This window comes from Paenibacillus sp. J31R30, assembly GCF_059692115.1.
Genome location: NZ_JCAUAV010000001.1, coordinates 787,272 through 803,778, shown reverse-complemented (window position 1 = coordinate 803,778; position 16,507 = coordinate 787,272). Strand labels below are relative to the sequence as shown.

At 45.0% G+C, this 16,507-nt stretch carries 14 protein-coding genes; 5 read left to right on the top strand and 9 right to left on the bottom strand.

Translation table 11 applies throughout. The features are described 5' to 3' along the window. The first annotated feature begins 292 nt into the window (after nucleotides 1-292). Nucleotides 293-763, top strand: a complete 471-nt coding sequence (gene greA, locus AC58QO_RS02705; protein WP_497263762.1) for a transcription elongation factor GreA — start codon at nucleotides 293-295, stop codon at nucleotides 761-763. A gap of 82 nt (nucleotides 764-845) precedes the next feature. Here greA and murI read toward each other — a convergent pair whose 3' ends face one another. The 3 genes from murI to AC58QO_RS02690 all read right to left on the bottom strand — a co-directional run bounded on the left by murI (nucleotide 846) and on the right by AC58QO_RS02690 (nucleotide 3,171). After that, entirely contained in the window at nucleotides 846-1,619 is a 774-nt protein-coding gene (gene murI / locus AC58QO_RS02700; RefSeq protein WP_497263761.1) for a glutamate racemase, read from the bottom strand. Between the two features lie 30 nt (nucleotides 1,620-1,649). Beyond that, nucleotides 1,650-2,420, bottom strand: a complete 771-nt coding sequence (locus tag AC58QO_RS02695) for a Cof-type HAD-IIB family hydrolase (RefSeq protein WP_497263760.1) — start codon at nucleotides 2,418-2,420, stop codon at nucleotides 1,650-1,652. Nucleotides 2,421-2,640: 220 nt separating this feature from the next. Further along, entirely contained in the window at nucleotides 2,641-3,171 is a 531-nt protein-coding gene (locus tag AC58QO_RS02690; protein WP_497263759.1) for an ATP-dependent Clp protease proteolytic subunit, read from the bottom strand. A 176-nt stretch (nucleotides 3,172-3,347) separates the two neighbouring features. Here AC58QO_RS02690 and AC58QO_RS02685 point away from each other — a divergent pair, with 176 nt between their 5' ends. Next, nucleotides 3,348-4,436, top strand: a complete 1,089-nt coding sequence (locus tag AC58QO_RS02685) for a lactonase family protein (protein WP_497263758.1) — start codon at nucleotides 3,348-3,350, stop codon at nucleotides 4,434-4,436. Then, a complete protein-coding gene (locus AC58QO_RS02680; RefSeq protein ID WP_497263757.1) occupies nucleotides 4,433-4,738 on the top strand; it encodes an MGMT family protein in 306 nt (101 codons plus the stop codon). Before AC58QO_RS02685 ends, AC58QO_RS02680 begins: the two co-directional genes overlap by 4 nt. A 319-nt stretch (nucleotides 4,739-5,057) precedes the next feature. Here AC58QO_RS02680 and AC58QO_RS02675 read toward each other — a convergent pair whose 3' ends face one another. From AC58QO_RS02675 to AC58QO_RS02665, 3 genes are all read right to left on the bottom strand, one after another. Continuing rightward, nucleotides 5,058-5,738 carry a class I SAM-dependent methyltransferase gene (locus AC58QO_RS02675; RefSeq protein ID WP_497263756.1) on the bottom strand — a complete coding sequence of 227 codons (681 nt, stop codon included), beginning with the start codon at nucleotides 5,736-5,738 and terminating at the stop codon, nucleotides 5,058-5,060. A gap of 324 nt (nucleotides 5,739-6,062) precedes the next feature. After that, complete coding sequence (gene pruA, locus AC58QO_RS02670; RefSeq protein ID WP_497263755.1) at nucleotides 6,063-7,634, bottom strand: L-glutamate gamma-semialdehyde dehydrogenase; 1,572 nt, start codon at nucleotides 7,632-7,634, stop codon at nucleotides 6,063-6,065. Between the two features lie 61 nt (nucleotides 7,635-7,695). Continuing rightward, nucleotides 7,696-8,610 (bottom strand): proline dehydrogenase family protein, encoded by a 915-nt coding sequence (locus AC58QO_RS02665; protein ID WP_497263754.1) that lies wholly within the window; start codon nucleotides 8,608-8,610, stop codon nucleotides 7,696-7,698. A 229-nt stretch (nucleotides 8,611-8,839) separates the two neighbouring features. Between AC58QO_RS02665 and AC58QO_RS02660 the strand changes: the two genes are divergently transcribed. Together AC58QO_RS02660 and AC58QO_RS02655 are read left to right on the top strand one after the other, a co-directional pair. Further along, nucleotides 8,840-10,561, top strand: a complete 1,722-nt coding sequence (locus AC58QO_RS02660; RefSeq protein ID WP_497263753.1) for a sigma-54 interaction domain-containing protein — start codon at nucleotides 8,840-8,842, stop codon at nucleotides 10,559-10,561. 144 nt (nucleotides 10,562-10,705) lie between these two features. Beyond that, complete coding sequence (locus tag AC58QO_RS02655; RefSeq protein ID WP_497263752.1) at nucleotides 10,706-11,437, top strand: sugar phosphate nucleotidyltransferase; 732 nt, start codon at nucleotides 10,706-10,708, stop codon at nucleotides 11,435-11,437. A gap of 117 nt (nucleotides 11,438-11,554) precedes the next feature. On the opposite strand, the gene AC58QO_RS02650 is transcribed toward AC58QO_RS02655, so the two are convergent. From AC58QO_RS02650 to AC58QO_RS02640, 3 genes are all read right to left on the bottom strand, one after another. Further along, a complete protein-coding gene (locus AC58QO_RS02650) occupies nucleotides 11,555-13,111 on the bottom strand; it encodes an exosporium glycoprotein BclB-related protein (protein WP_497263751.1) in 1,557 nt (518 codons plus the stop codon). 486 nt (nucleotides 13,112-13,597) lie between these two features. Beyond that, nucleotides 13,598-15,232: an exosporium glycoprotein BclB-related protein gene (locus AC58QO_RS02645; RefSeq protein WP_497264375.1), complete on the bottom strand. Its 1,635-nt coding sequence runs from the start codon at nucleotides 15,230-15,232 to the stop codon at nucleotides 13,598-13,600. A gap of 549 nt (nucleotides 15,233-15,781) precedes the next feature. Further along, entirely contained in the window at nucleotides 15,782-16,483 is a 702-nt protein-coding gene (locus tag AC58QO_RS02640; RefSeq protein ID WP_497263750.1) for a class I SAM-dependent methyltransferase, read from the bottom strand. Between the last annotated feature and the right edge of the window lie 24 nt (nucleotides 16,484-16,507).

The window sequence follows — 16,507 nt, the reverse complement described above, 5'->3', positions numbered from 1 at the left end:
AAATTTTTTTAATTCCTGTTTCACCTATATCGCAGAAATTGCTCCCACGTTATGTTAGTATAGTAGTTGAAATAAGTGTTGTCCATCAATTATTATGCATACTTTCTTATATTTGGTAATATTGGGTAATGATTCATAGATAGAGAGATTACCGGAATTATAATCATAAATCCATACCGTGTAAAACGCCATATAATAGGTCCTCACAATTAATTCCTTATGCCAATTGCTTTACTTGTCTCAAGGACTTTAGTAGTATAGCTAATATCGAATGAAACGAGGTGCTTTTCTTTTGTCCAATGATGAAATCATTTTGACCCCTGAGGGTTTGCGCAGTTTAGAGCTGGAACTTGAAGATTTGAAAACAGTGAAACGTAAGGAATTAGCAGAACGTATCAAATTGGCCATCTCCTACGGCGATCTAAAAGAGAACAGCGAATATCATTCTGCGAAGAATGACCAATCTTTTATGGAAACACGTATTCTTACGATCGAACGGATGCTCAAAAAGGCAAAAGTCGTGAAGAATAGCGGCACATCCAAAGTACAAGTCGGCTCCACTGTTGTATTGAATGATGTGGAATTCGCCGAGAAAATCGAGTACAAAATTGTTGGTTCACAAGAAGCAAACGTTAACGAAAATAAAATTTCGTATGAAAGCCCGCTTGGGATCTCCCTTATGAACAAGTCGGTTGGCGATGTGATCAGTGTGAACGCACCAATGGGCGTTATTAGCTACGAGCTGCTCGAAATTCGGTTGTAATCAGCGATAAAAATTAGCAGTAACGCAGCAAAATAAAAAGCAGTCCGTAACTAGAAGAGCTTCTAGTTACGGACTGCTTTTTTTACTTTGCGGCTTGGAGGAACGCTAACGCCTTCTCCATCTTCTGTATGTACGCAGGATCCGAGCTGGAGCACATCCATTTCACGTGCGCATTCCCCATTTCGAGCGGCCGGTCGGCATCCTCAAGCACCTTCATTAAGCGATTTACGGTACCTTTACTTCCATCTACGATTTGAATGTGGCTAGGCAGTATTTCGCTTAAAATCCCACTATAAAATGGGTAATGTGTGCAGCCAAGCACAACGGTTCCATAATTGCTTAGATCAAATGGAGCCAATTTGGACTTGAAATAGTCGATCACCTGCGGGCCATCTAGCATGAGATTTTCACAAAATTCCACTAATTCTGGTAGAGGCACCGAATCTACCATGCCCATATCATCGATCCGGGAAACTAGCTCTCTGTATTTCGCTTGTTGTAGCGTGAGCTGCGTAGCGAATACTAGCACTCTTTTGCCTGATGACCGATTCATCTCTAGAGCTGGCTTCACTGCAGGCTCCATCCCAATGATGGGGATCTGATAGGTTGTCCGCAGCTCTGCAATCGCGATACTCGTAGCTGTATTACAGGCGATCACAAGCGCCTTAATTTCATCTTGAATAATGGCATCCACCGATTGCTTGACGAAGGTGAGAACCTCATCTTTTGATTTCATACCATAAGGTACATGCGCTGTATCTGCAAAATAAATATAATCCTCATGAGGCATTCTCTTCATGGCTTCATTCAGAACTGTGATTCCGCCTAGACCTGAATCAAAAAATGCAATTTTCATCCTATTCACCCTGTTTAGTATCGTTCTGTCTTAAAGAAGTCCTGCCGTGATAAGTCCGTTGCGTACGCCTTCTTCATCCACATGTGTTGTCACATGATCAGCGTAAGGCAAGAGATCTTTGTGCGAATTACCCATCGCGATGCCGAAGCCGACATAGGATAGCATCTCCATATCATTCAAACCGTCCCCGAAAGCTACCGCATCTTCTGGCTTCAAGCCTACCAACTCCAGCATCGCGGCGATGCCTTGTGCCTTGGACCCGCCAGCAGGCAGCACATCCATCGCATGTTCATGCCAACGAATGAGTTTGAAATCCGAAAGCAGCCCCTCATACAAATGTTCATCCTTCGCTTCACAGTGGAGGAAAATCTGATAAATATCGTTTGATTTCCAGAAATGCGGATCATAGCTTGGCAAATCAACCTTCAACGAGGATACGGAGCTATTCACAAAAGGATGATCTTCTGCATCTGTCGCAAACGCGTGCTCGCCTTCAAATACGAGAGAATGCTGGTGCGTAGCTGCCAGCTCAACTAGCGCTTCAATCGCGCTTTTGGCGATTACGCGGTGGTAAAGGGGCTCGCCTTTGTAGACCGCATATCCGCCATTTAAACAGACATAGGAATCAATTCCCAGCAGTTCAGCTAGCGGCTTAATGAAATATGGAGCTCGTCCCGTTGCTATAACGGGCTCGATCCCGCTCTTTTTCAATTGGTGAATGGCCTTAACCGTGCTCGCTGGCACCTGCTTGTCCTCATTGATTAACGTGCCATCAATATCAAAAAATACAATTTTGTACACAGTAGGGTTCTCCTTTTCATTCGGGGCAGCCTGCTGCTACACCATGTCTCTTTCTCTCAATTAAACACCAAATGCCGAGAAAAAACAAACACAATAAACGGCTACTCCGTCCATGTAGGACGGGAGCGTTTATCTAGAAATATAGCCGATTTGCTCTGTGAAACATACAAAATACTAGATTTGAAAAAAGAGAATCCCTACGGCTTCTCTCCTACCTTGCCTATACGATGCTGTCGATGATGCCATAGGCCAACGCCTCTTCCGGACTCATATACCAGTTCCGTTGATGCTCTTTCACACGAGCCAGCTCTTCGGCTTGCAGATTCGTTTTGGACAAAATACATTCATCATAGATGTTTTGCAAACGCTGCGTTTCATCCACTCGATTCTTCAAATGCTCCAAATGACCATCAATGTGCGTGGAAACGGAATGATACATAAAGGTGCTCAATCTACCAGCGTGCCGTTTGTGGCCGCTAACAGCGATCAATAAGCTCATACTTGCTGCAAGTCCGTACACATACGTGTGAACGGGCGTTTTACTGTTCTCAATGACATTAATAAGACCAAAGCCATCGTATACGCTGCCTCCGTTACTATTAATGATGAGGTCGATGGGCAGACGTTTAAAATCCTTTTCCTTCTTATCTTTGTCATCATCATATTGATTAATTTTCATAATTTGCTCGACAATCAATTTCACAGAGGTCTTATTGATGCCATCGAATAGATAAAGGGTTCTGTCATTCATAACATGCCTCCTGTCCGTATGGCCTTGTATTACAGTAGTCTATTCTCAGCTTTTAGACTTTGTAACTCTTTGAGCGCTGTTTTCAAATTTTTGGGCGAAAATAGGGGGAAAGTTGCCCATATGATTCGGATTTGAGATAATGCTTCTAGTGAAATTGAAGAATGGAGTGACTTTCCTTGGACAAGCAACAACAAACAAAACAAACATTAGCATTTATTGGGTCCTATGCGGATGCCAAGAATCCAGGCGTGTATACGGCGCAATTTGATGCAGAAACGGGCAGCTTAGAAATTACTCACACCATAAGTGGTTTACAAAACCCAACCTTTCTAGCTATTGATGCTGCGAATTGTCGTTTATACGCTTTAGGTGAAGGTGTTGGAGCCGAAGGACAGAAATGTGGTGCAGCCAGCGCTTACAATATCCATCCTAAAACTGGCGAACTTTCATTGCTTAATCAGGAAAATACCCTGCCGGCAACGACTTGCCACATCCAATTAGACAATTCCAATCAAGTCATTATGGTTACTAGCTATCATGGTGGTATGGTAGGTTTATCCCCTATTTTAGCCGATGGTCAGATAGGGAATTCCGCTGATATTCAACAGCATCATGGAGCCAGCCTTCTTCCTGTTCAGGATCGGCCGCGCGCGCATTCCGTTTTCGTAGATCGAGCCAACCAATACATAGGTGCATGTGATTTAGGTCTTGATAAAATTATTATTTATAAACTCGATCTCGCTGCTAAGCAACTTCTCCCTCATGGTGAAGTATCTACTGCGCCTGGTTCAGGGCCGCGGCATTTTGCTTTCCACCCATCCTACAAATACGGCTATGTGATTAATGAGCTAGGATCCACAGTTACATCTTTCAATTATGACGAGAAGCAAGGTCATTTGACCGAAATTCAGACAATTTCAACGTTACCAGCCACTTTCGATGGCGACAACGCATGCGCTGACATCCATGTTTCACCCGACGGTCGTTACCTATATGGCTCAAACCGTGGACATGACAGCATTGTTGTATACGCGATCGATGAGAAGACTGGACAACTAGCACTGGTAGAACACGCACCTACCTTAGGCAAACATCCACGAAACTTTGGTTTATCGCCTGATGGACGCTTTGCCCTTGTCGCTAATAAAGACTCCGATAATATCGTTAGTTTTGCACGTGATGAAGCAACAGGAAAGCTAGTTCCGACAGGTAGTGTTCTTGAGATGTCCCAGCCGGTATGCATTAAGTTCCTTCAGGTACAATGACACATTTTACTGAGAGAATTATTCAAGTCATTCGCGCCATTCCTGAAGGAAAAGTGATGACATATGGTCAGATTGCGCGGCAAGCTGGGAGTCCTAGAGCTGCACGGCAAGTTGTACGTATTCTCCATACAATGAGCAAAAAACATCATCTTCCCTGGCACCGAGTCCTCAACGTGCGTGGAGAAATCGCGATTCAGGATGATGAAGGTGCACAGTTACAACGGTTTTTGTTAGAAGCTGAAGGCGTTCGCGTTTCGGACAATGGGTTAGTGTTGTTAGCGGATTACCAGCTTATTACGTAAGCGGGACGGAGCGCATTGCAGACTTTCAAGAGAGCGGACTCGCAATAAAAGCTTGGAGCGAGAAAACAGGTCATTCTGCCGACCGATTGAGCTACTGGGAGTACATACTCCAATCCATAATTACAGAAACTTGGTTGCCTATCTCGGTCACGGGGGAGACTCCAGTTACAACATAAAACAGCCCTCAACTTGGTGACAAGGTGGGGGCTGTTTATGCTTACCTAACAAATTTTGGTCTTGCTAGAAGGTGGATCGGAACTGCTTTATGAGTTTCAGTATACATTGAAGGACATCGGTGAAACGAAAATATACTAAAATATTATTCTGTATGTTTGTTCAGATAATATTGAATAATGATATCCTTATGTTCCAAAATAAATTGGAAATTGTCCGGTACACCCTTTGGAAACAGTATTCCTAAGCCGTTACTATGAGTAAACTCAAAATGTGGGAGTTCACTGAGTTCCTCCCACAGATGATATACCCCGAAGTCACCATTACGCACAGCGGTATCATGAAATAGCACAATAGAATTCTCCCTAAGTTTTGGGTACCAGCTGGTGTAATCATGGCGCGCTGCTTCGTACGTATGATATCCATCAATGTGCAGAAGATCAATTGAACCATCTTCAAACATGGGTATAGCGTGATCGAAATTCACACGAAGAAGTCTTCCTATATCGGGAAATTCTCGGTTATTAACGGTTTTTACCGCTTGGTATACATGGTCGCCATAGTAACCTGTATGAGGGTCTCCCTGCCAAGTATCGATGGCATAACAACAAGTAGGTATTTGGGCATCACTGACTGCCTGACAAAAACTAAAAAAAGACGTTCCGTGATGTGTTCCTAGTTCCACAATAGTACTCGGTTTAACAAAGCGCACAAGATCATAACCGAAACGCCGGTGGCCGGACCACGGACCATTTTTCATGAAATAATGAGGCAATTCCGATGCTGAATCCATGACAAATGTTATATCGTGAAAATTCCATGACAAATTAACCATCCCCTAGTATATTTTACACTTTTGTGTGGTTTGATATTTTATGTTAATTTGCTAAATTTGGAACATGGGGAATAGCACAATCTAAAACAAAACAATCCCATGGTTGCAAATTTACTTTTGGGGATGAGTAGGTTTCAATGTCCTTAAGCTGATAATATTGCTAGACGAATTTTGTCGGAGAGTAAATCATAATTCATCATTCGATCCCATTTCGATCCCGCAATAAGTGTATTTTTAATTGATAAATAGGGGGAAATTACACCTAAAAACCCCACTTCATCCGAAGTGGGGCAGCCTTGCGCGTGACTCCTGTATTTACACCTTACGCGAAGTCAACTTCGCTTGCGTCAACAGCATCAAGTAGTCGTAACCGCCAGCCTTGGAGTCAGTACCCGACATGTTGAAGCCGCCGAACGGATGCACGCCGACTAGCGCTCCTGTACATTTGCGGTTGATGTACAAGTTGCCGCAATGAACGGTTTCCAACGCTTCTGCGATGCGATCTTCGTCGGTGGAGAAATAAGACCCCGTCAACCCGAACTCGGTATCGTTGTACATCGCAATCGCCTCTTGCCAGTCCTTCGCTTTCGCAAGCGCAAGCACAGGTCCAAAGATCTCCTCCTGCATCAAGCGTGCTTTGCCGCTAACATCACCAAACACGGTTGGCTGAATGTAGAAGCCATTCCCTTCCGCTTTACCGCCACCAGCAAGCAGCGTGCCTTCACCTTTACCAATTTCGATATATTCCAAAATTTTGTTATAAGAAGCTTGATCAATCACTGGACCTGCCGCGAAGTTCAACTCCGGCAAGCCGCTTTGTAGTTTGTTCGTGTAAGCAACGACCTTCTCCACCACTTCGTCGTAGACGGATTCTACGATAATCGCGCGGGAGCCCGCGGAGCATTTTTGCCCTTGGAAGCCGAAAGCAGAAGCTACAATTGCAGCTGCAGCCGCATCCAGATCCGCCGTTTCGTCTACGACGATCCCGTCTTTCCCACCCATTTCAGCAATAACACGCTTGATCCAAATCTGTCCTGGCGCCACATCAGCAGCAAGTCTGTTGATACGTAAGCCGATCTCTTTGGAGCCAGTGAAGGAGATAAAACGAGTCTTCGGATGCGTCGTTAAGTAGTCGCCAACCTCAGCACCGCTGCCTGGGATGAAGTTAATAACACCAGCAGGCAGACCAACTTCCTCCATCAAAGCAACAAATTTGTGCGCGATCACAGGCGTTGTGGAAGCAGGCTTCAGTAATACAGTATTCCCAGAAACAACGGCGGAAACCGTCATACCCACACAAATCGCAAGCGGAAAATTCCATGGCGGAATCACAACGCCAACGCCAAGCGGAATATAGGAAATTTGGTTATTCTCACCAGGAATTCTCACCAGTGGCTGTGTCTCATTGATTTGACTTAAACGAATCATTTCACGTGCATAGAACTCGATGAAATCAATCGCTTCAGCTGTATCTACATCAGCTTCTACATAGTTTTTGCCGGACTCAAGGATCATCAATGCCGAGAATTCGTGCTTCCTAGCACGCATAAGTGCAGCCGCTTTGAACAAGTATTCCGCGCGCTCTATTGCGGGAACCTTTTTCCAGGACTCGAATGTTTCGAGTGCTACGTTCATCGCTTTTTCAGCCAAAGCCTGATCCGCTTTACTCACGTACCCGATCACTTCATCCACATTTCCTGGGTTGATCGATGTAATCTTCGCTTCTGTCATAACTTTCTCAGTACCAATATACAACGGGTACTCACGTCCGAGCTCGGCCTTCACCTTCGCGATCGCCGCTTGCATCGCCTTTACATTATCCTCTAGTGCAAAATTCGTAAACGGTTCATTCGCGTATGGGATTACCTTTGTTGTTTGTGTAGTCATGTATAATGGCTCCTCTCGAATAGAAAGCTTTTTATTTGATTGATCAGTGTTTATTTGAACATTATTTGAACATATTTTTAAGAACAAACCAGACATTCGCTGGACGCTCTGCTAATCTTCTCATGAAATAACCGAACCAATCCACGCCATACGGCACATAAATGCGAACGCGGTAGCCCTCTTTCACTAGCTGCTTTTGCAAGTCCTCACAGATGCCATAAAGCATTTGGAACTCGAATTGATCTTTCCCGATGTTGTTCGCACTTACGAATTGCTTTGTAAAATTAATAATGGCCTCATCATGGCTCGCAACCGCGGTATAATGCCCGTTCATCAAATGCTTTTGAATGATCACTTTGTAATTCTCATCGACTGCACTTTTCTCTGGAAAAGCAACCTCTGGAGACTCCTTATAAGCGCCCTTCACCAACCGCAAATTCGCGCCTAGCTCATGTAGATCATCCATATCCTGCAAAGTACGGAACAGATAAGCCTGAATTACAATCCCAACATTGTCGTATTCTTGGCGCAGCTCACGGTAAATATCAAGCGAAACCTGACAATGCGCATAATCTTCCATATCGATACGGACAAAATTCCCATGCAGACGAGCACGATCCAGAATCCGTTTCATGCTGCTCACGCAAAGCTCTCTGCTAATATCAAGCCCAAGCGAAGTCATCTTCAAGGAAAGATTGGACTTTACACCCGATTCCGCGATCGCATCAAGGGTCTGGATGCACATCGCAGCCGATTCCAACGCTTCCTCTACGCTGAAAACAAACTCGCCAAGATGATCCAACGTAGCAACGCGGCCATCCTGATTCAAACCACGCACTGCTTCAATCGATTGAGCAATCGTTTCTCCAGCCACAAAACGAGCAGCACCAAAACGTAGTCCATATTTTTTCGCTAAGCGATTGGCTGCGCGACTTTTACCTAGGGATTGAAACATATTTCGCATCATGAGTTCCATCTGTGGTTGCCTCCAAGAAGAAATTGTACACTTTTGTTTAATTTATAATTGGATTATACACTTTATTTTTGTTTTTGAACACTATTTGTTCATAATAAATTTTGGGTTTGTACAAATATCTTGAATTCTCCATATTTGTACGATATTCAGTTCGTAGACAACATGTGTTGAATCGCCTACCTTTTCATGGTAAATTAAAACCAAATAAGGCTGATAAATGAGGTTAAACATGTTCATTCCTGAACACTTTCCATTGAACACACGCATTCAATCACTTCCTATAGAGACAACACTTACGGAGCTCACTTCTTGGATTCAAAAAGGAACAGCCGCCATCGTCCAGCAGGAGCGTGCCATAGCGCTATTTACGCCAGAAGATGTAGCGTTGTTGAAAGCTTTTGAAGCAACGACAGTGCTGACTCAGCTTCTGAGCAACGACTATTTTCATACACCGATTTGTTCAATCGACGATCTTAACGATCAAGACCACATCCAAGAGCTTATTCGCGGAAGAAGTCGCCCCGTTCTCTGCAAAAACGATCAAGGCGCTATATTAGGCTATGTCACCCTATCTGCTTATGCCGCGTATGCGATGAAAGAGGGACAAAAGTGGTACGCATACTTTGCGGCCCTGGCTGATACTGTGACAGACGCTGTAACGGTTGTTGACCGGGAAGGTGCTGTTATCTGCTGGAACCCTGTTGCGGAAGAGCTCTATGGACTGCCGCGGGCAGACATTGTTGGCAAGCGCATTGGTGAACATTTTGATGTGGAAACCTTGATGGTTTTGAAAATGTTAGATGAAGGCCGTCTCATCCGTAATACGTATCATCGCCCACGGCCCGACACGCATGTTCTCATTAATGCTTCACCAATTAAGGATGCCACGGGCACAATCATTGGCGGTATCGCGACTGAACAAGATATTACCCAATTGGTGCGATTGAACGAACAATTGACAACCGTCGAGTCTGTCGGACTTCCTAATGAAGCTTCGCAAGAGGACCCTTTTGCCCTGATCAAAGGTAAAGGGCCAGCCATCGGCAAGGTCATTCAATGGGCCAAAAAAGTCGCCAGAACAGATACCCCCGTGATGCTCATCGGAGAATCTGGCGTTGGGAAGGAACAACTCGCACAAATTATTCATCAATCGAGCTCACGCTCGGCGCAGCCTTTTTTAACTGTGCATTGCGGCATTGTACCTACAGGCATTTTGGAGACGGAATTGTTCGGCTATCAAGGCGGGGCATTTAGTGGAAGTGAAAGTGGGCAACCCGGTAAATTAGAACAAGCCAAAGAGGGTACACTATTTATTAACGATATTGAGAAAATGTCTCTGGAGCTTCAAGCCAAGCTCTATCGATACATCACTCAGCAGACGCTTGTCCGCTCCGGCGGAAACCAACCGATCAATGTAAGAACGCGTATTATTATTGCGACGACACAAGATTTGGCTAGTAAGCTTGCTTCTAATGAATTCCGAGCGGATCTTTACTATGCACTGAATGTCGTGTCCATCCGAATCCCGCCTCTGCGCGAGCGCGTTGAGGATATTCCAGCAATGGTTCATATGTATCTGAAGCAGTTTTCTATGCACTATCAAAAACCAGCTCCTGTTCTGTCACCAGAGGTCATTTTGGCGCTGACTCAATACAATTGGCCTGGCAACATTCAGGAATTGAAAAATGTCATCGAGCGATGCGTTATTTTAAATGAAGATGACATGATCACGCTAGAACATTTGCCGCCTGCCCTGCAAGAGCAACAACCGAGTTTGATTCATGATCTTGAGGCATCCAGCATAAGAGAAAAAGTCACTGAAGCGGATGAAATCACGTTAATTGAAGAAGCATTAGCCAAAACAGCGGGCAACAAAAGCGCAGCGGCCAAGCTTCTAGGGATTTCTCGCGGAACGCTTTACAACAAGATGAAGGAATTTGAGTTGGAGTAAATTTATTGAATAACATCCCTTAAAACCCTTTGACCATTTCAAGGGTTTATTTTTTTGTTCAATTGCTTCCTAAATATTCGTCACTCTAGCATAGTGGAAGGAATAAATTGAAAAGAAATAACGTTTGCTGGAATGGAGGCTATCATGAAAGGGATCATTCTCGCCGGCGGTACCGGCTCGCGTCTGTTTCCACTAACCAAAGTGACCAATAAACATTTGCTTCCGGTTGGAAAATACCCAATGATTTTTTATGCCATTCATAAACTCAAAGAATCAGAGATAACCGATATTTTAATCGTCACAGGTAAAGAGCATATGGGTGATGTGATTAACTTACTTGGAAGCGGGAAAGAGTTAGGAGTAATGTTCACTTATAAAGTTCAGGATGAAGCTGGTGGGATTGCGCAGGCTTTGGGTCTTGCAGAAAAGTTTGTCGGTAATGACCGGATGGTCGTCTTACTTGGTGATAACGTGTTTACTGACAGTATTCAAGCTTCTGTGGAAGATTTCAAAAGTCAATCTCTCGGAGCAAAAATTTTCATACACGAAGTTCACGACCCTCATCGGTACGGGGTACCTGAGTTGCAGGGGGACTTGATTTCACATATTGAAGAAAAGCCGAAATACCCAAAAAGCAGCTACGCCGTCACAGGTATTTATATGTATGATAATCGCGTTTTCGATCTCATACAATCGTTGAAGCCCTCTGAGCGTGGTGAGTTGGAAATTACTGATATCAACAACGCCTATATTGAACGAGGTGAGCTTTCATATGGCGTATTACATGGATGGTGGACAGACGCAGGTACACACGAATCGTTGCTGCGGGCAAATGAATTAGCAAAAGGCATTCAATTAGGCGAGGCTTTTGGGTAAGAGAATGAAAGAAAACAAGAAAAAGCTCAAGTCACTACCTTTCATTCCTAGTAGTAGCCGTAGGTAATGAGTAGTAGCAACATCGAGCTATTTTCTTCTAATCTATTTGTTGTTCAATTAGTTAATCATAATACCAGCACTAGCAAAACCTATAACTGCTTCAGCAATGTCGAGAAGGCCAGTATCTAGTGAGAATACCATTAAGAGGCGCTCTCCTGCAAAGACTGGTAAGTTAAACGGTAGAACAGCATTTCTAGTATTACCTACGTTGATAATACCAGTAAGCGCTGGAGCCAATGGTACTACGACAGCTGTCGGGAAGAAGTTATTGCTGCCAGCAGCTGCTCTATACAAGGTTGCACGAACAGTGACTGGGCTAACCAACGTAACGCCAACTGTGACGCTGAAGAATGCGGCAACGGATGTGACCGCTCCATCTCGAGGAACCGAGAATGCGAAGTCGAGAAGGCCGCCGCTAGCTGAAAGATTAATAGATGCTCCGCCTACAACGATGTTATCAATGGAACTTCCGAAGCCGATAAGTCCGCCTGTGCTTACCAAACCGCCTAAAGCCGAAACTAATGCAACTGGAATACCTGATGCAAACGGAATAATTGCTCCCGTTCCAGGTGTTCCTGTAGCTCCTGTGGCTCCTGCTATTCCCGCTGCTCCTGCTGCACCAGTTGCACCGGTTGCTCCTGTGGCTCCTGCTGCTCCTGCTGCTCCTGCTGCTCCTGCTGCTCCTGCTGCACCAGTTGCACCGGTTGCTCCTGTGGCTCCTGCAGCTCCTGCTGCTCCTGTGGCACCAGTTGCACCAGTTGCACCTGTGGCTCCTGCAACTCCTGCTGCTCCAGTGGCTCCCGTAGCTCCAGTTTCACCTGCTGTCCCAGTTGCTCCAGTCGCTCCTGTTTCTCCTACCCCTGGACCTGCTGGTCCCATCGGGCCCATTGCTCCCGTTGCTCCCGTTGCTCCGGTTGCTCCTGCACCAGTTGGTCCCATTGCTCCCGTTAATCCTGCTGTTCCCGTAGGCCCCATCGGCCCCATTGGACCCATCGGACCCATCGGACCCATCGGACCCATCGGACCCATTGATCCTGCTGATCCTGCTGCACCGCTTGGCCCCATCGGACCCATCGGACCCATTGGACCCATTGACCCTGCTGATCCTGCTGCACCGCTTGGACCCATTGGACCTATTGGACCCATTGGACCCATTGGACCCATTGGACCATGATCCCCTTTATCACCTTTGTGACCTCTCTCACCTGTCGTGCCTGTCGGACCAGTTGGTCCTGTATGGCCTCTTTTGCCTCTATCGCCGTCGTCGCCTTTTTTACCTTTTGGCCCTGTCGCGCCAGTTGCTCCAGCAACACCGGTTGCCCCGATCGCGCCAGTTGCTCCATTTAACCCTGCTGCACCGGTTGCACCGGCAGCTCCTGCTGCTCCAGTAAAGCCTCTAAAACCACGTGGTCCGCGGTCTCCTTTTGGACCTTTTTTACAACATTTCCGCTTGATTTTCACGATAACAATCTTGCGGCAGTGTTTTCTCACTTTTTTCTTACGTTTGTGACAGCCGCATCCACTTACTTTATGGAGCTTCGCTCCACTTTTTTTAATAATCGTACGTTTTTTCACTGTCATGGTACTTTTCTTTTTGCCAACTAAGAGACTCAATTACAACACCTCCTGTGATTCTTCATCATACGGACTATCCCAGAGGTTTGTCTGTACTTTTTGGCAATAGATGGTTGTCCATTCCAAAATATGCATATGACTATATGTAATGAAAATGAGTTTCTTCAATAATGTCATCTCTAATCGGAATGGGATCTCATTTCAAAAAATATATATGTATAAGAATTGTTCGATGGATGAATAGCATGATTTTGTTGACATAGTAACTATCTAAGTCTCCTTTTTCTTCCATGTTGAAGCTCTTTTTGCATACTTTATAAGTAAAATTAGTTATTAGATACTGTATGAAAAAGAGCTAACCTTATCAGGTTAGCCCCAGTTTCATGCTGGCTTAGTAATACGGGTTTGCTACGGACCAGTTAATGGTCTGCCTGCTAGATTCAATTCCTAACACTGATAGTCAATTGGGATCTAGTTTGGTAGAGTCAAATTTTTATTCCTATTTTTTTATTATCTATTTATTAATTAATTTATAGCTACTCCTGTACTAGCATATCCTGTAACAATATTAGCAAGGCTTATACCATTTGCAGTTGCAGTATACACCATCATTAAACGAGTTTGTGCAGAAATTGGTATTGCTAATGGTGTAGAAATACCGCTCGTAATTTGACCTAGTGTAAGCGGTCCTGCTAGAGCTGGTAATATGACGCTTGCACCTGCAACTGGAGTAAAGTTATTGCTATTTACTGGTGCACTATATAATTGTGCAGTGACCACAATATTTGTTCCTAAAAGTGCCAAAGCTACTACGTTACTATAAGATGCTGAAATAGACGTAATTGTACCAGCTCTAGGCATTGAGAATGCAAAATCAAGAACTTCAGTTGGAAATCCAGTTCCAGTTAAATTAATCGCTGGTCCTGGTAGTAATGCAACATTCGGAATTGAACTTCCAAATCCTACAAGACCAGCTGTTACTGCTAATCCTGCAACTGTAGACATCACAACTGGTGCACCTGAAGCAAAAGGAATGATTGCACCCGTTCCTGGTATACCTGTTGTTCCTTGTGCTCCTGTTACCCCTGTTGCTCCTGTTGCTCCTGTTTCACCCGTTGCTCCCGTGGCACCTGTTGCTCCTGTTGCTCCTGTTTCACCTGTTACTCCTGTTGCACCTGTTACTCCTGTGGCACCTGTGGCACCTGTTGCTCCCGTTGCTCCCGTTGCTCCTGTTGCTCCTGTTGCTCCAGTATCTCCTGTTGCTCCTGTTGCTCCGGTTGCTCCGGTTGCTCCTGTTGCTCCAGTTTCACCGGTTGCTCCTGTCGCTCCTGTGTCTCCTCCAGGTGGACCTTGTTCACCTACTGGCCCTGTTGCTCCTGTTGCTCCCGTTGCTCCTGTTGCACCCGTTGCTCCTGTTGCTCCTGTTTCACCCGTTGCTCCCGTTGCCCCCGTTTCTCCGGTTGCACCCGTTGCTCCTGTTACCCCTGTTGCTCCTGTTGCTCCTGTTGCACCGGTTGCTCCCGTTGCTCCTATTGCACCGGTTGCCCCAGTTGCTCCTGTTTCACCGGTTGCTCCCGTTGCTCCTGTCGTTCCGGGTGCTCCTGTCGCTCCTGTTGCTCCCGTTGCTCCTGTTGCTCCTGTTGCTCCTGTTTCACCGGTTGCTCCCGTTGCTCCTGTTGGACCGGTTACTCCCCCTGCTGGCCCCATTGGCCCAGTTACTCCGGTTGCTCCTGTAGCCCCTGTCGCTCCTGTTGCTCCTGTAGCTCCTGTAACTCCTGTAGCTCCTGTTGCTCCTGCTGCTCCTGCCGCCCCCGTTGCTCCTGTCGCTCCCGTTGCACCTGTAGCACCTGTAGTTCCCGTCACACCTGTAGCTCCTGCTGCACCTGCTGCTCCGGTTGCTCCTGTTGCTCCTGTTGCTCCTGTAACTCCAGTAGCTCCTGTTGCTCCTGCTGCTCCTGTCGCTCCTGTTGCTCCTGTTGCTCCTACTGCTCCTGTTGCTCCTGTAACTCCAGTAGCTCCTGCTGCTCCTGTTGCTCCTGTTGCTCCTGCTGCTCCTGTTGCTCCTGTTGCTCCTGCAGCCCCCGTAGCTCCTGTTGCGCCCGTTGGGCCAATTGGAAATACAAAAGGAAATTCAAGCTTTATTTCTCCACCATTATACATTTCGATTTCAATTTCCTCGACCCAGAACCATTCTATGTCATCTAAAAAATCCTCAAGTTCGGACATTCTTTGAATGGGGCCGTCACCTTTATTGAATTTTATTTTGAATTCACACTCATTAAAATACTCGATTTCAATTTTTTTGATATTCATAATTCCTACCAATGTAATGAGTTCCATTAATTGAGCAAGTTTACTCAAAGCCTTACACCTCCTTATTATTTTGAATACTATTTATGACAGACAACCGAGATAGATTTACTTAATATAGCCCCAACCTCCCTTACTTAAAATGAAACTACTCTAGTTCCTCGTATATTATATGTGTACAAACTTTCAGTGCATGGACGAATGAGAGAGGACATATGCTGGAAAAAACATTTTTTGTAAATTATTGATTGAATTAGGTGTTAAACCTCGGGATTGGAGCCTTCCATCGTGATTCTAAGCACATTATGGATTATGGAATAGTTGAGAGATTTTAAGTCGTATGTACGCAAAAAAGCAATGGCTGCACGCCCAATTTCCTATTGGGGAGCAGCCGCTGCTTTATAAACCTGAGGTATCAATAATATACGAAATGACCGTATCTATCTGTTTGTCGCTAGGAACGAGAATTCCTAATCCATTATTCGTGCTGCAGCGGTGAAAGCTAAGCGTAAAAGCCGTAACTTTTAGGAAATCTTCAATGGCCGTTAATACGCCATTTTCTTCCCCATATTCACTCATCGCATTGTACTGATTTTCATTAATGCCCCCTGTTTCTACAAGCTCGCTGGAGCCAGCTAACATCCCTTTTTGCGCATTTGGTTTAAGGTATTGAATTGGAATGTTTTCTGGAAAGTAATAAGAATCACGTCTTCCATATGGCCACTCCGTATCATGAAGAATAACAATTGGAAATTTTCCCGTTTTAGTAGCTATTTGCTCAATTGCCATTAATTCATGATACACGGTGTACCAATTATGATCTCCATCGATGAGTACCAAATCCGCAGTTTCGATCTCCGACAATACCTCTAGACTGTGCTTTTTATGAATAACGAACTCCTCTGAAAAAACAGCCTCATAAGCATACGTATTAAATCCCGGTGCAGGATCAATGACTGTTAGCTTACCGTTCATCATTTTACAGAACTCAAGCAATTTTATAGTGGTACGACCACCTAGGAAAACGCCAATTTCTACAATGTGTGCAGCCTCGTATTTGATTAGAATGGGTTTAATTATTTTTTCAAAAAAACGATTCATACCGCACCTCCTCTTTGATCACCA

What these genes read in the sequence shown, in the direction of transcription:
- AC58QO_RS02690 (WP_497263759.1), bottom strand. Translation starts at nt 3,171, where the DNA reads ATGAATGACAGAACCCTTTATCTATTCGATGGCATCAATAAGACCTCT.
- AC58QO_RS02655 (WP_497263752.1), top strand. Translation starts at nt 10,706, where the DNA reads ATGAAAGGGATCATTCTCGCCGGCGGTACCGGCTCGCGTCTGTTTCCA.
- pruA (WP_497263755.1), bottom strand. Translation starts at nt 7,634, where the DNA reads ATGACTACACAAACAACAAAGGTAATCCCATACGCGAATGAACCGTTT.
- AC58QO_RS02640 (WP_497263750.1), bottom strand. Translation starts at nt 16,483, where the DNA reads ATGAATCGTTTTTTTGAAAAAATAATTAAACCCATTCTAATCAAATAC.
- AC58QO_RS02665 (WP_497263754.1), bottom strand. Translation starts at nt 8,610, where the DNA reads ATGGAACTCATGATGCGAAATATGTTTCAATCCCTAGGTAAAAGTCGC.
- AC58QO_RS02680 (WP_497263757.1), top strand. Translation starts at nt 4,433, where the DNA reads ATGACACATTTTACTGAGAGAATTATTCAAGTCATTCGCGCCATTCCT.
- AC58QO_RS02660 (WP_497263753.1), top strand. Translation starts at nt 8,840, where the DNA reads ATGTTCATTCCTGAACACTTTCCATTGAACACACGCATTCAATCACTT.
- murI (WP_497263761.1), bottom strand. Translation starts at nt 1,619, where the DNA reads ATGAAAATTGCATTTTTTGATTCAGGTCTAGGCGGAATCACAGTTCTG.
- AC58QO_RS02645 (WP_497264375.1), bottom strand. Translation starts at nt 15,232, where the DNA reads ATGTATAATGGTGGAGAAATAAAGCTTGAATTTCCTTTTGTATTTCCA.